Annotated in this window: 13 protein-coding genes and 1 tRNA gene; 11 read left to right on the forward strand and 3 right to left on the reverse strand. The window is 60.8% G+C overall.

What is annotated here, in order from left to right; translation table 11 throughout:
* Positions 1-2: 2 nt before the first annotated feature.
* Positions 3-1,400, forward strand: coding sequence for a class II fumarate hydratase (fumC, locus tag J0W34_RS06020; RefSeq protein ID WP_230971051.1), 1,398 nt, complete (start codon positions 3-5; stop codon positions 1,398-1,400).
* Here the strand turns inward: fumC and J0W34_RS06025 are convergent.
* Positions 1,349-2,683 (reverse strand): peptidase U32 family protein, encoded by a 1,335-nt coding sequence (locus J0W34_RS06025; protein ID WP_230971052.1) that lies wholly within the window; start codon positions 2,681-2,683, stop codon positions 1,349-1,351. The genes fumC and J0W34_RS06025 overlap by 52 nt on opposite strands.
* A 113-nt stretch (positions 2,684-2,796) precedes the next feature.
* Between J0W34_RS06025 and J0W34_RS06030 the strand changes: the two genes are divergently transcribed.
* The 10 genes from J0W34_RS06030 to grxD all read left to right on the forward strand — a co-directional run bounded on the left by J0W34_RS06030 (position 2,797) and on the right by grxD (position 11,635).
* Positions 2,797-3,105: a hypothetical protein gene (locus J0W34_RS06030; protein ID WP_230971053.1), complete on the forward strand. Its 309-nt coding sequence runs from the start codon at positions 2,797-2,799 to the stop codon at positions 3,103-3,105.
* Between the two features lie 226 nt (positions 3,106-3,331).
* Positions 3,332-3,622 (forward strand): co-chaperone GroES, encoded by a 291-nt coding sequence (gene groES, locus J0W34_RS06035; protein WP_230971054.1) that lies wholly within the window; start codon positions 3,332-3,334, stop codon positions 3,620-3,622.
* A gap of 58 nt (positions 3,623-3,680) precedes the next feature.
* Positions 3,681-5,333: a chaperonin GroEL gene (gene groL / locus J0W34_RS06040; RefSeq protein ID WP_227817102.1), complete on the forward strand. Its 1,653-nt coding sequence runs from the start codon at positions 3,681-3,683 to the stop codon at positions 5,331-5,333.
* 278 nt (positions 5,334-5,611) lie between these two features.
* A complete protein-coding gene (locus tag J0W34_RS06045; RefSeq protein ID WP_227817101.1) occupies positions 5,612-6,295 on the forward strand; it encodes a response regulator in 684 nt (227 codons plus the stop codon).
* A gap of 21 nt (positions 6,296-6,316) precedes the next feature.
* Positions 6,317-7,768: a sensor histidine kinase gene (locus tag J0W34_RS06050; protein ID WP_230971055.1), complete on the forward strand. Its 1,452-nt coding sequence runs from the start codon at positions 6,317-6,319 to the stop codon at positions 7,766-7,768.
* 51 nt (positions 7,769-7,819) lie between these two features.
* A tRNA-Phe gene (locus J0W34_RS06055) sits at positions 7,820-7,895 on the forward strand.
* A gap of 155 nt (positions 7,896-8,050) precedes the next feature.
* Positions 8,051-9,304, forward strand: a complete 1,254-nt coding sequence (gene hemA / locus J0W34_RS06060) for a glutamyl-tRNA reductase (protein ID WP_227817087.1) — start codon at positions 8,051-8,053, stop codon at positions 9,302-9,304.
* Between the two features lie 43 nt (positions 9,305-9,347).
* A complete protein-coding gene (gene prfA / locus J0W34_RS06065; protein WP_230971056.1) occupies positions 9,348-10,430 on the forward strand; it encodes a peptide chain release factor 1 in 1,083 nt (360 codons plus the stop codon).
* Positions 10,427-11,269, forward strand: coding sequence for a peptide chain release factor N(5)-glutamine methyltransferase (gene prmC, locus J0W34_RS06070; protein ID WP_230971057.1), 843 nt, complete (start codon positions 10,427-10,429; stop codon positions 11,267-11,269). Before prfA ends, prmC begins: the two co-directional genes overlap by 4 nt.
* A 42-nt stretch (positions 11,270-11,311) precedes the next feature.
* Complete coding sequence (gene grxD / locus J0W34_RS06075) at positions 11,312-11,635, forward strand: Grx4 family monothiol glutaredoxin (RefSeq protein ID WP_230971058.1); 324 nt, start codon at positions 11,312-11,314, stop codon at positions 11,633-11,635.
* Positions 11,636-11,687: 52 nt separating this feature from the next.
* Here the strand turns inward: grxD and J0W34_RS06080 are convergent, their stop codons facing one another.
* Both J0W34_RS06080 and J0W34_RS06085 read right to left on the reverse strand, forming a co-directional pair.
* On the reverse strand, positions 11,688-12,782 hold the full coding sequence (locus J0W34_RS06080; protein ID WP_230971059.1) for a nucleotidyltransferase domain-containing protein: 1,095 nt from the start codon (positions 12,780-12,782) through the stop codon (positions 11,688-11,690).
* The gene (locus J0W34_RS06085; protein WP_230971060.1) at positions 12,782-13,648 is read right to left on the reverse strand and encodes an HprK-related kinase A; all 867 of its coding nucleotides are present in this window, start codon (positions 13,646-13,648) and stop codon (positions 12,782-12,784) included. Before J0W34_RS06085 ends, J0W34_RS06080 begins: the two co-directional genes overlap by 1 nt.
* Positions 13,649-13,671: the final 23 nt, after the last annotated feature.

Raw genomic sequence — 13,671 nt, forward strand, 5'->3', positions numbered from 1 at the left:
TCATGGCGGACTCGCGAACCGAATACGACTCGCTGGGGGCTGTCGAGGTGCCACGCGAGGCGCTGTGGGGGGCGCAGACCGAGCGGGCGCGACACCATTTCGATATTGGTGACCAGCGCATGCCCATGGCAGTCATGCATGCCCTGGCGCGGGTGAAGGCTGCGGCGGCCCAGACCAATGCGGCATTCGGGCGACTCGACGAGCGCACTGCGGATGCGATTGTCGAGGCGGCGCAGGAAGTGCTCGACCTGCGACATGAACACCAGTTTCCGCTCGCCGTCTGGCAGACGGGCTCAGGCACGCAGTCGCACATGAACATGAATGAGGTGCTCGCCAATCGTGCGTCGGAACTGCTCGGTGGCGAGCGGGGGGCGTCGCGCCAGGTGCATCCGAACGATCAGGTCAATCTCGGGCAGTCGTCCAATGACGTTTTCCCGACGGCCATGCATGTTGCCGCGGCGATGGAGGTTCGTGAGGCACTGTTGCCTGCCGCCCGGCAATTGACGCTGGCGCTGTCAGCGAAAGCCTCTGCTTTTGCCGGTATCGTCAAGATCGGCCGTACCCATCTTCAGGACGCCACGCCGCTGACCCTGGGGCAGGAGTTTTCCGGTTACGTGGCCCAGCTCAACCTGGCGGTGGGGGCCGTCGAGTCTGCCATGCCGGCCGTTCTGTCCCTGGCGATCGGCGGAACGGCCGTCGGTACCGGGTTGAATACGGTGGAAGGTTTCGGTGAGGCGGTGGCCGATCGGCTGGCCAAGGCCACCGGTCTCGAATTCGTCGCAGCGCCCAACCGGTTTGCTGCGCTTGCTGGACATGAAGCCCTGGTGACACTGCATGGCGCGCTCAAGACCCTGGCTACCACGCTTAACAAGATTGCCAATGACGTGCGCTGGCTCGCCAGTGGTCCGCGTTGCGGCATTGGGGAACTGAGCCTGCCCGCCAATGAGCCGGGCAGCTCGATCATGCCGGGCAAGGTCAATCCCACCCAGTGTGAGGCCATGACCATGATCTGCGCTCGGGTCATGGGCAACGACGTGACGGTAGGCATCGCGGGCGCGAGCGGCAATTTCGAACTCAACGTGTTCAAGCCTGTGATCGCTCACGCAGTGATTGAGTCGATCCGCCTCCTTGCCGACGGAATGCGCAGTTTCACGGTGCATTGTGTCGAAGGAATCGAAGCCAACACCGGGCGTATCGAGTCGTTGATGGAACAGTCGCTCATGCTGGTGACGGCGCTGACGCCACGCATTGGTTATGACGCGGCCGCCGCCATTGCCAAGCAAGCCCATGCTGAGGGCCTGAGCTTGCGCGAGGCGGCGGTGGCCAGCGGTCAGGTCAGTGAAACCGATTACGATGCCTGGGTTGATCCTTCGGCCATGGTGGCGCCCACGTCGAGGTAGCGCGCCACGTAGGCGCCCACCGTCGATTCGGGCAGGGGTAGCCACACCCGGTGGCCACTGCCCGGCGCAGCCTCGACGGGCTCGCGCTTGGCGTTTTCCATGACCGCAATCCGGTGATCATGATTGCCGGCCGGTTGAATGATCTCGATGGTGTCACCCAGCTCGAAGCGGTTCTTGACCACGATCTCAACCATCTGGCGGTCGGCATCCCAGGACACGATGTCGCCCACATACTGACTGCGGCCCGACAGGGAATGGCCGCGCAGATAGTTCTGAGTTTCGTGCGGTGTGTGGCGCTGGTAGAAGCCGTCGGTGTAGCCCCGGTTTGCCAGGCCTTCGAGCTGGCCGAGGAGGGCTGGGTCGAGCGGGCGACCGGCCACGGCATCATCAATGGCCTGACGGTAGGACTGGCAGGTGCGAGCCACATAGTACGGGCTCTTGGTGCGGCCTTCGATCTTGAGCGAATCGATGCCGATCTCGGCCAGACGGTGCACATGCTCGATGGCGCGAAGATCCTTCGAATTGAGGATGTAGGTGCCGTGTTCGTCTTCCTCGATGGGCATCTGCTCGCCGGCACGCTTGCCGTCGGGCTCCTCGATCAGATAGACGTCACCGGTGGCATCTTCCTGAGCCTTGTTGACCTTGAAGTCCCAGCGGCAGGCATTGGTGCAGGTGCCCTGGTTGGCGTCGCGGTGATTGAAGTAACCCGACAGCAGGCAGCGACCGGAATAGGCGATGCACAGCGCACCGTGCACGAACACTTCGAGTTCCATGTCCGGGCAGGCCTGTCGGATTTCGGCGATCTGGTCGAGCGACAGCTCGCGCGAGAGAATCACCCGCTTCACGCCGGCCTGCTGCCAGAAGCGCACGGCAGCGGCATTGACGGTGTTGGATTGCACCGACAGATGCACTTCCACGTCAGGCCAGGTCTCGCGCACCATGAGAATCAGACCCGGGTCGGACATGATCAGCGCATCGGGCTTGAGCTCGATGACCGGTGCCATGTCTTCGATATAGGTCTTCAGTTTCGCCCCGTGCGGGTAGATGTTGGAGACCAGATAGAAGCGGTGGCCAAGACGGTGGGCGTGTTCGATGCCCTCGGCCAGAACCGGAAAATCACCGAAGTCGTTGTTGCGCACGCGCAGCGAGTAGCGGGGCTGACCGGCATAGACGGCGGTCGCGCCGAAATCGAATGCGGTCTTGAGCATGGCCAGGGAGCCGGCCGGAGCGAGAAGTTCTGGGGTGCGCACGATGTTCTTCTGTTGGGTGATTCGAGTGCGCATTATAGAAGATTGGCTCATCCGCTTATCGGCCGCTCGGCGCACGGGTGAACGACATCACTGCCACAACCGGGGGATCGGCAGAGCATGGATTGACTCAAGCGAGGAGAGAATCCATGGCAAAGATCACATCGATTCACCTGATCGCATTTGCATTCGGCTTGTGCCTTGCGGGTCATGGCGTGGCGGCTGAACGCATGGTGGTGGTCAATGGCCAGCGCATGACCCCAGCGCAGATTGACATGCTCGACCAGGCCGCCTGTGCGCGGGTGCCCAATGGGCGCTACTGGATCAACATGAGCAATGGGGTGTGGGGCTACGAGGGCGGGCCGCCGCAAGGCCGTGTGGGTGACGCGTGTCGACAGCGGCGCCGAAGCCTTTCCGAGCGGGGCTTGCTCTATTCGCCCGGAGAGCTGCTGCGCTGAGGCTCGTTGGCCGGATCAATTCGCTGCCGAACTGATTGAATTTCCATTCTTTTAAAAAAAGTTTCGCCTCCGCGGGTTGAAATAGCCCAAGGCCGTCCCTATTATTAGCACTCGTCGGCGGTGAGTGCTAACAGTGATTGGCGCCGCCAGTCGAAGACCCGATTTTTTAGTTGATATGCGGCCATGTGGCCGCGAGCAATCGAACCTGTTCCAAGGAGAGAACTCGATGAAAATTCGTCCTTTGCATGATCGCGTGATCGTCAAGCGTGTTGAAGCCGAGCGCACCACGGCCAGTGGCATCGTGATCCCGGATTCCGCCGGCGAGAAGCCTGATCAGGGCGAAGTGATCGCTGTCGGCAACGGCAAGATCATGGACAACGGTGAAGTGCGTCCGATGGCCGTCAAGGCCGGTGACCGCGTGCTGTTCGGCAAGTATGCCGGCCAGGGCGTCAAGGTCGATGGCGAAGAGCTGCTCGTCATGCGCGAAGAAGACATCATGGGTGTTGTCGAGGGCTGATCTGCCTCCCGCCTAAAGTCGTTCAACGTACTAAAACGAATTTCAGGAGCAAGAAATAATGGCTGCAAAAGAAGTCAAGTTTGGTGATTCCGCCCGTGCCCGCATGGTCGAGGGCGTGAACATCCTCGCCAACGCCGTCAAGGTGACCCTGGGCCCGAAAGGCCGCAACGTGGTGCTCGAGCGTTCCTTCGGCGCCCCGACCGTGACCAAGGACGGTGTGTCCGTCGCCAAGGAAATCGAACTGAAAGACAAGTTCGAGAACATGGGCGCCCAGATGGTCAAGGAAGTCGCTTCCAAGACCTCCGACATCGCCGGTGACGGCACCACCACGGCCACCGTGCTGGCCCAGGCCATCGTTCGCGAAGGCATGAAGTTCGTGGCCGCCGGCATGAACCCGATGGACCTGAAGCGCGGTATCGACAAGGCGGTTGCCGCCACCATCGAGCAGCTCAAGGACCTGTCCAAGCCGTGCTCCACCACCAAGGAAATCGCTCAGGTCGGTTCCATCTCCGCCAACTCCGACACCGACATCGGCGAAATCATTGCCAATGCCATGGAAAAAGTCGGCAAGGAAGGCGTGATCACCGTTGAAGACGGCAAGAGCCTGCAGAACGAGCTGGACGTCGTGGAAGGCATGCAGTTCGACCGCGGTTACCTGTCTCCGTACTTCATCAACAACCCGGAAAAGCAGGTTGCTGAACTGGACGATCCGTTCATCCTGCTGTTCGACAAGAAAGTCTCCAACATCCGAGATCTGCTGCCGGTGCTCGAGCAAGTGGCCAAGTCCAGCCGTCCGCTGCTGATCATCGCTGAAGACGTCGAGGGCGAAGCCCTGGCGACCCTGGTGGTGAACAACATGCGCGGCATCCTGAAGACCTGCGCCGTCAAGGCCCCGGGTTTTGGCGACCGTCGCAAGGCCATGCTCGAAGACATCGCCATCCTGACCGGCGGTACCGTGATCTCCGAAGAAGTGGGTCTGTCCCTCGAGAAGGCCTCCCTGGAAGATCTGGGCCAGGCCAAGCGCATCGAGATCGGCAAGGAAAACACCATCATCATCGACGGTGCCGGTAACACCAGCGACATCGAAGGTCGCGTCAAGCAGATCCGTGTCCAGATCGAGGAAGCCACCTCCGACTACGACCGCGAGAAGCTGCAGGAACGTGTGGCCAAGCTGGCGGGCGGCGTGGCCGTCATCAAGGTTGGCGCCGCGACCGAAGTCGAGATGAAAGAGAAGAAGGCCCGTGTGGAAGATGCGCTGCATGCAACCCGCGCAGCCGTCGAAGAAGGCATCGTGGCCGGTGGTGGCGTTGCGCTGCTGCGCGCTCGTGCCAACCTCGAAGGTCTGAAGGGCGACAACCACGACCAGGACGCCGGTGTGAAGATCGTGCTGCGCGCGATGGAAGAGCCGCTGCGTCAGATCGTGTCCAACGCCGGTGACGAGCCGTCCGTGGTGGTCAACAAGGTCTCCGAAGGTAACGGTAACTTCGGTTACAACGCCGGTACCGGTGAGTACGGTGATCTGGTCGAGATGGGTGTTCTGGACCCGACCAAGGTGACCCGCACCGCACTGCAGAATGCTGCTTCCGTGGCTTCCCTGATGCTCACCACCGACTGCATGGTCGGCGAGCTGCCGGAAGACAAGCCGGGCATGCCCGACATGGGCGGTATGGGCGGTATGGGTGGCATGGGCGGCATGGGCATGGGTATGTAATTGCCCGGACCCAAGCGTCCAGCGAAAAAGCCCCGCGTCAAGCGGGGCTTTTTTTATGCCTGTCACCTTGGCAAGGGCGCGCGAATGCGACCCGGCAAGGCGCGAAGCATGGGATAATCGTCGGAAAAAAATCGGCAGGGAGCAGCCCGATGCAGGTGCTGGGTGCTCCCTGGAGACTGTGCCGGAAACCGGACAGAACTCCCGCAGACCGAGAAAAGGAGAACAGCGAGGGAGAAAATAACGATGCCCGCTTACGCAAAACTTACAGACATCAGAATATGCGGATATTGCTAGCCGAGGATGATCCCGTCATTGCCGACGGCCTCGTGCGAGCGTTGAAGCGCGCCGGATATGCCATGGATCATGTGGCCACCGGGACCGAGGCTGACGCCGCGCTGGCGAGTCAGATCTATGATTTGGTGATTCTCGATCTGGGCTTGCCGAAACTGCCCGGGATCGAGGTGCTCAAACGTCTCAGGGGCCGAAAATCGGCCATGCCGGTCCTCATCCTGACGGCGCAGGACGGTGTCGACGATCGTGTGCGCGGTCTGGATGCCGGGGCTGATGATTACCTGACCAAACCCTTCGCCTTACCCGAACTGGAAGCGCGTGTTCGGGCGCTGACCCGGCGTGGCACGGGCCAGCCGCGCTGTATCGAACTTGGACAGCTGAGCTACGATCAGGCGGACCGTGTGGTCAAGATCGGTGGGCAGGTGGTCGAATTCTCGGCCCGCGAAATCGGGCTGCTGGAGATCTTCATCTTGCGTGCAGGGCGGCTGGTCAGCAAGGATCAGTTGGTGGACCATCTGTGCGGGTGGGGCGAAGAAGTCTCGAACAATGCCATCGAGGTGTACGTGCATCGCCTGCGCAAGAAACTCGAGTCCAGTGGTGTGCGCATCGTGACCGTGCGTGGCTTGGGCTACTGTCTGGAAAAGCCCGAAGGTGAAGCCAAGGGTGGCTGATCACGGCACCGGAGGGTGCGTGTGATTCCGCGTCGTCGCAAGGAAAAGGATGGCAACAAGGGGCAGTACAACTCCTTGTTTGGCGAAATCCTGGACTGGATGCTGGCCCCCTTGCTGTTTTTGTGGCCGATCTCGATCATCGTCACCCACAACGTGGCTGACAACATCGCCAATGAGCCATATGACCAGGCCATGGCCGAGAGCGTGCGGACGCTTGCCCGAATGGTCGAGTTCAATGGCACGCAGCCCGAGGTTCGATTGCCGGCGCCGCCGCGCATTCTTTTTCGCGCCGACCAGGAAGACACGGTGTACTACCAGGTGGCCGATCAGAAGGATCGGGTCATCTCCGGTGACGTCGAGATCCCCTGGACGGCGCCACCAGTGCGCCTGTTGCCGGATGAAGTTCATTTCCGTGACGAGGTGATCCATGGCGAGGAAGTGCGTATCGCCTATTTGTTTGCCCGGCCCGAGCCCGACCCGACACGGCCTCCCGTTCTGGTTCAGATCGCGGAGACCCGAAACAAGCGAGCGGATCTGGCCTCGCAGGTAGTGACCGGGGTGTTGCTGCCCCAGTTCGCCATCATCCCGCTGGCGGTGGTGCTGGTGTGGGTGGGGCTCTCCCGGGGGATCTCGCCGCTCAGCCGCCTTCAGGCGCTCATCCGGCGTCGCCGTCAGACCGACCTGTCGCCGATCTCGACGGCAGGCGTTCCCGAAGAACTGCGACCACTGATCGTCGCCTTCAACGAAATGATGTCCCGCCTCGAAGAAAACCTTCAGGCCCAACAGCGCTTCATTGCGGACGCCGCTCATCAGATGCGAACCCCGCTGACCGGATTGCGCATGCAGACCGAACTGGCGCTGGACGAGACCGACCCCGAGTTGTTGCACGATTCATTAACCCGGATCGCCCGAAGTACGGAGCGCGCCAGTCATCTGATCAATCAGCTGCTCACGCTGGCCCGGGCAGAATCAAGCTCCGAGAAAATCTATGCGGTCGAACAGGTCGATCTCGAAATGCTGGTGCGTGAAGTTGCGCTTGATCTGTTTCCCCGAGCCCAGGCCAGGCGCATTGATCTGGGTGTCGAGGATACGGGGTGGCCGCTGCTTGTCGATGGCAACCCTGTGCTGCTGAATGAGATGATCATGAATCTCGTGGATAACGCCATCAAATACACGCCCGAGGGCGGAACCGTGACCATTCGGACGCAGGCCACGGACTTTGCCATTCTCGAGGTCGAGGATACGGGTATCGGCATTCCCGAAGAGGATCAGGAGCGCGTCTTCGAGCGTTTCTACCGGGTACTTGGTAGCGATGCCGATGGCTCAGGTCTGGGGTTACCGATCGTGCGCGAAATTGCCGACATGCATAGGGCGAGCGTGACATTGAAGCCCAATCCCGCAGGGCCGGGATCGATCGCGCAAGTGGTGTTCCCGCGCAGTTACGCGCGTCGCCGGCCGCTTGATGAGGCGTAGTTTCAGAACTATTTGACTCGGACCGAGATTGGGCTATAATGCGCGCTCTTCGGCCAGTTAGCTCAGTTGGTAGAGCAGCGGATTGAAAATCCGCGTGTCCGTGGTTCGATTCCGCGACTGGCCACCAGAATCAAGAAAAACGCCGATCCTCAGGGTCGGCGTTTTTCTTTTTTACCGGGTACCTGCCGTCAATCATCGGCAAGAACCGTCTGATTTTCCTCAAGCTTTGGTCGCGGACGCGGGTGATATAATTCGGCCTCAGCCTCCCGACCTCTTTGCTTCATGCACCTTTTCGCGCTCGGATTGAATCACCACACCGCGCCCCTCGCGATTCGCGAGCGGGTGGCGTTTGGTCCTGAGCGTTTGCTGACCGCCCTCAAGGATCTGACCGGGCGTTGTGCGAAGGAAGCGGCGATTCTCTCCACGTGTAATCGCACGGAAGTCTATTTTTCGACGCAAGAGCCTGACGCCGCTGCGGACTGGCTGGCGCGCTATCACAGCCTGTCTCTGTCAGAGGTGGCGCCCTACCTCTATACCTATCCGGATCGCGATGCCGTGCGTCACGTGTTTCGCGTGGCCAGTGGTCTGGATTCGATGGTGCTTGGCGAGCCGCAGATTCTGGGGCAGGTCAAGGAAGCCATGCGTCAGGCGGAAGAAGCCGGCACGCTGGGCACCACCTTGCACAAGCTCTTCGAGCGCACGTTTTCTGTGGCCAAAGAGGTCCGTTCCACCACCGCGATCGGTGCGAACGTCGTGTCCATGGCCGCAGCATCGGTCCATCTGGCCGAGCGGATCTTCGAACGCATGTCGGATCAACGCGTGCTCTTTATCGGTGCAGGCGAGATGATCGAATTGTGTGCTGCGCATTTCGCAGGCACCGGGCCGAAGCAGATCACGATTGCCAACCGGACGCCCGAGCGTGCGACCGCCCTGGCGGAACGTTTCGGTGCCGACACGTTGCGCCTCGATCTGGTCGGCGAGCTCATGCACAAGTACGACGTAGTGGTCTCCTGTACGGCAAGCCGACTGCCGATCGTCGGCCTGGGGATGGTCGAACGCGCACTCAAGGCGCGTCGCCACCGCCCGATGGTGATGGTGGATCTGGCCGTGCCCCGCGATATCGAGCGCGAGGTCGAGGGTCTCGACGACATCTTCCTGTACACCGTTGACGATCTCGCCCAGGTTGTTGCGTCGGGCAAGGAGTCGCGACAGGCGGCTGTTCTTGAGGCCGAGTCGATAATCGAAGAGCGTGTGACCGGGTTCTTCAACTGGCTTGAAGCGCGCAATACCGTACCGACGATCCGGGCGCTGCGTGAAGAAGCGGACCGCTTGCGTCAGCAGGAACTGGAGCGGGCCATGCGCCGTCTGGCCCGCGGCGATTCGGTGGATGTGGTGCTGGAGTCCCTGAGTCATGGTCTGACGAACAAGCTATTGCATGGCCCGTCCCATTACCTCAATCACGCCGAAGGTGAAGAGCGTGCTCGTGCGGGCGAGCTGATTGGCCAGATCTTCAAACTCGGTGATCGCGGCGATTAGCCCGGACGCCTCGTGTGCCCGCCAGGGCATGCAGTGAGAATTCATGAAAGAAAGTATTCGGGACAAACTCGACCAACTGGTGGCGCGACTCGCCGAGGTGGATCATCAACTCGCCGACAGTGCCTCGCTGGATGGTCAGGCACTGGCTCGTCTGGGGCGCGAGCGCGCAGAGATCGAGCCGGTGGTATCCGCCTTCGGCCACTATCGGCAGGCAGAAGCTGACAGGGCCGCTGCCCGGGAGATGCTCTCCGATCCCGAGATGGCCGAGCTGGCTCGGGAAGAAATTGCGACCGCGGATGCGCAGATAGAGCAGCTGGAAAAAGATCTTCAAACAGCGCTGTTGCCCAAGGACCCGGACGACCACCGGAATCTGTTTCTCGAAGTCCGTGCCGGTACCGGGGGCGATGAAGCTGCCTTGTTCGCCGGGGACTTGCTGCGCATGTATCTTCGGTACGCCGAGTCCCGCCGCTGGAAGGTGGAGCCCGTGTCCATGTCGGAATCCGAGCTGGGCGGTTACAAAGAGGCTATTGTGCAGATCAGTGGCGAAGGTGCGTACGGGCGTCTCAAGTTCGAATCGGGGGGGCATCGAGTACAGCGTGTGCCGGTGACCGAGACTCAGGGGCGCATCCACACGTCGGCTTGCACCGTCGCTGTCATGCCCGAAGCAGACGACGTCGCGGAAGTCGATATCAACCCGGCAGACTTGCGAATCGATACCTATCGGGCGAGTGGCGCCGGCGGGCAGCACATCAACAAGACGGACTCGGCTGTGCGTATCACCCACCTACCGACCGGCATCGTCGTGGAGTGCCAGGATGACCGCTCGCAACACCGTAACAAGGCACAGGCCATGTCGATTCTGGCTGCACGCATTCGAGATGTTCAGTTGCGTGCTCAGCGTGAGTCCGAGGCGGCCACCCGGAAAAGTCTTGTCGGCAGTGGCGACCGCTCCGAGCGAATTCGGACGTACAACTTTCCACAGGGGCGCGTGACCGATCACCGCATCAATCTGACGCTCTACAAGCTGGACGCCGTTCTCGCGGGCGATCTGGATGAGCTGATTGGTGCCTTGTTGGCCGAATATCAGGCAGATCAGCTCGCGGCGCTGGCTGGCGAGGGCGCTTGAGCGGGCTGACCGTCGGTGCGGCGCTGCGGCAGGCCGGCGCGTTGATTGGGCGGGTCGATGCCCGGGTCTTGATGTGTCACGTGCTCGCATGCGGGACGAGTTACCTGATTGCCCATGATGACGCGCCACTCGACGCGAAGCAGACGGCGGCGTTCGATGCGCTTGTGCAGGGGCGGTGCCAGGGGCGCCCTGTCGCCTATCTGGTCGGCCATCGAGAGTTTTACGGACGTGAGTTCCTGGTGAACGAGTCGGTGCTGATTCCGCGGCCGGAGACCGAGCTCATTGTCGATCTTGCCAGGCAACTCTATCCGGAAGGGGCTGCGCGCGTGCTCGATCTCGGGACGGGGAGCGGCGCCCTTGCTGTCACGCTGAGCCGGGAATGGCCCGAGGCGGATGTGGTTGGTGTGGATGCCTCGGTGCCGGCGCTGGATGTTGCAAAGGTGAACTCGCAGCGTCTGGGTGCACAGGTCAGGTTCTGCGAAAGCGACTGGTTTTCTGCATTGAGCGACGAGCCACTGTTCGATCTCATTGTGTCCAACCCGCCTTATATTCGTGAATCGGACCCGCATCTGGCGGCGGGGGATGTTCGTTTCGAGCCCGCGAGTGCGCTGGTGGGCGGGCGAGACGGCCTGGCTGACATTGCGCGAATCTGCGCGGATGCGCCCGCGCACTTGCAGGCGGGCGGATGGCTGTTGTTCGAGCATGGCTATGATCAGGCCGGCGATGTTCGCTCGCTGCTAGCGACCGGGCCATTTCGGGACATTCAATCGTGGCGTGATATCGCCCGGATCGAACGGGTGACTGGCGGGCGGCTTGACGCTGCACGGGCACAGGCCTAAAATTCCCGATCATTTGACTCAACTATTGCGGGTAGCTTCATCATGAGCATTCAAGAGCAGATCAAGGAGTTCGTCTCCGCCAACCCCGTCGTGCTTTTCATGAAGGGCACGCCGCAGTTCCCCCAGTGCGGTTTCTCAGCCAAGGTTGCCCAGGTGCTGAAACTGGCAGGTGTCGAAGAGTACGCTGCGGTGAACGTGCTGGCTGATGAGGCGGTGCGTCAGGGGATCAAGGAGTACGCCAACTGGCCGACCATTCCGCAGCTTTACATCAACGGCGAGTTCGTTGGTGGCTGTGACATCATCAGCGAGATGTATGAAAGTGGTGAGTTGCAGGAGATGCTCAAGCAGGACTCCGCTGCGGGCTGAGTCATCAGGTAGGTTGCGGATCATTGAAAAGGGTGCCCTTGAGGCGCCCTTTCTAATTCTCGGCTGTCCGGATGGGCTCTTTGTCACGCCACTGCATCCATGCTTTACGCACAAGATGCCGCAGGAGCATCGCGAGTGGCATTCTCAGACTATGGCCTCTGATGTAGATAAGTTGTCGGGCCAGCGCCTTGCCCCAACTGGGCGTCGAGTCCAGATCCGGCCCGATGGCGCGCAGATAGCGATTGACCAGACGCGCGTGTGACGATTGCCAGTTGTGCGCCTCAAGAGCGTCCAGAATCGGGGCAATCTCGGGCCGATTGAAATACTGCTGAACGAGCAATAGCGCCAATGAAGTGGGTTCCTGCAGATCATGATGGATCGCCGCTTGCGCCAGCTTCATCCGGGCGTCATGACTGGAAAAACAGGTTTCGAGAAGGCGTGCTATATCGTGAATGTCGCGCAGGATGTTATCGACTTCACCCTCATGCACCAGGTGGCAACAGCTGTGGATCACGAGATCTTCAGGTGACGGGATCCTGAGGCATCGGAAACCGTTCAAGCGCGACGCTTCGGAAAAGATCCGCGCTGGGTCGGGGCGATAGCGTGCCGTCAGCGGCAGGATGGTGTGGTGAACGTCGATCACCGTCCCGCGATGTACATGCATCATGGGCGGTATTTCGTGCATCCACTGCCGATAGTAGCGTTGGTCGTAGGCATCAAGTTTCAGGCTGTTCCAGCCGTGCACTCTCAATTGCATTTCGACCCGGGCAATATGTTCGCGCGGGACGAGGATATCCACGTCGCCGAAGAGGCGGCCGTCAGCTGACGCGAAGTTGCCAAGGGCGTAGGCGGCCCCTTTGAGTAGCACCACGGGTACGTCAAGTTCGGACAACGCCTGATCAATCTTGTGCGCTTCCCAAGTCACTGACTGGCGCTGACGCCGGCTCAGCATCAGGGCGCCGACAAGATGTCTTGCCGGGCTTCCCTTCGGTATCTGATCGTGCGAGGTCAGAATCGCCCCGAGCTTGCCCAGCAGGTTTTCCTCGCGCGCAAGTGCGATCAGCTCGCGCCATTCGGACGAGCTCAGGTCCGCTGACAGCGAGGGTGCTGTCATCAAATGGGTCAGCTTGACGATGTCGGCGCGCATCAGTCAGCCTCAGCGACGATGCTCGCAATAGCGCGCAATCCTGCGTCTGTCGAGCCGTAGTTGATGCTGTAGCAACGTGTTTCGCTGAGCAAACTGCATAGTGTGTCGAAGCCGACGTCCCCCATTCGCTCCTGATTGAACGATTGTTGCTGAATCAGGGTGAAGGCTTCAGCCCGTGTAATCTCTTCAATGCTTGTCGTGCCGTCTTTGCTGAACTTGGGGAAAACAATCCACTTGGCTTGAGCGCTGCTTTCTGCTTTGAGCACCGATGTTTCCGGGACAGCTGCGTGGGCAACCGTGCCTTTTCGCGTGTCGTGAAAAAGAGGGCCGAGGCGGGCCCCCGGGAAACCGGAGACCAGATCAATGGATTCGTTCTTGAGACTGATCGGGCGCGGATGGGCGATCAGGCGACGTGTTGCCGGATCAATGATGGCAAGTTCGTCGGAGAAGAGTTGCCAGTCTTTCAGGTGGCACATCGATGCACACAGGGTGCTTTTGCCGGCGCCCGGGAATCCCGGCAGGATCACCGCGCGTCCTTCCCGTGCGAGAACTGCAGCGTGCAGGACGAGATAGCCGAGAGATCGGCTTGCAATGGTCCAGTTCAAGCCCCATTCGAGTAACGGGGCTGCCTGGTCTGCAGGGAGTGGGAGGAAGGGCATTTGTGCATCGGCGCGAAACCTCACCTGCTTTCGCCACCATCGGCGAACCCCTCCGCCAGGAATCAATTCCACGTCGAAGTCGACAAAGGCGGTTCCTTCGAGGCGTTCATAGGCGGAGTAAAACCGCGCCAGATGAGCGGCGACGTCCGCAAAAGGAGCGCGGACCCTGACATTGAAGGGTGGAATGCGAAGAATCGTGTCGAGCACTGTGTGGCGCGCTTAAGGAGGCG

Origin of the sequence: Nitrogeniibacter aestuarii (assembly GCF_017309585.1) — a bacterium.
Classification (GTDB): Bacteria; Pseudomonadota; Gammaproteobacteria; order Burkholderiales; family Rhodocyclaceae; genus Nitrogeniibacter; species Nitrogeniibacter aestuarii.

Coding starts and splice junctions, on each gene's coding strand:
- J0W34_RS06030 (WP_230971053.1), top strand. CDS start 2,797: ATGGCAAAGATCACATCGATTCACCTGATCGCATTTGCATTCGGCTTG.
- groES (WP_230971054.1), top strand. CDS start 3,332: ATGAAAATTCGTCCTTTGCATGATCGCGTGATCGTCAAGCGTGTTGAA.
- groL (WP_227817102.1), top strand. CDS start 3,681: ATGGCTGCAAAAGAAGTCAAGTTTGGTGATTCCGCCCGTGCCCGCATG.
- hemA (WP_227817087.1), top strand. CDS start 8,051: ATGCACCTTTTCGCGCTCGGATTGAATCACCACACCGCGCCCCTCGCG.
- J0W34_RS06045 (WP_227817101.1), top strand. CDS start 5,612: ATGCGGATATTGCTAGCCGAGGATGATCCCGTCATTGCCGACGGCCTC.
- J0W34_RS06080 (WP_230971059.1), bottom strand. CDS start 12,782: ATGCGCGCCGACATCGTCAAGCTGACCCATTTGATGACAGCACCCTCG.
- grxD (WP_230971058.1), top strand. CDS start 11,312: ATGAGCATTCAAGAGCAGATCAAGGAGTTCGTCTCCGCCAACCCCGTC.
- fumC (WP_230971051.1), top strand. CDS start 3: ATGGCGGACTCGCGAACCGAATACGACTCGCTGGGGGCTGTCGAGGTG.
- prfA (WP_230971056.1), top strand. CDS start 9,348: ATGAAAGAAAGTATTCGGGACAAACTCGACCAACTGGTGGCGCGACTC.
- J0W34_RS06025 (WP_230971052.1), bottom strand. CDS start 2,683: ATGCGCACTCGAATCACCCAACAGAAGAACATCGTGCGCACCCCAGAA.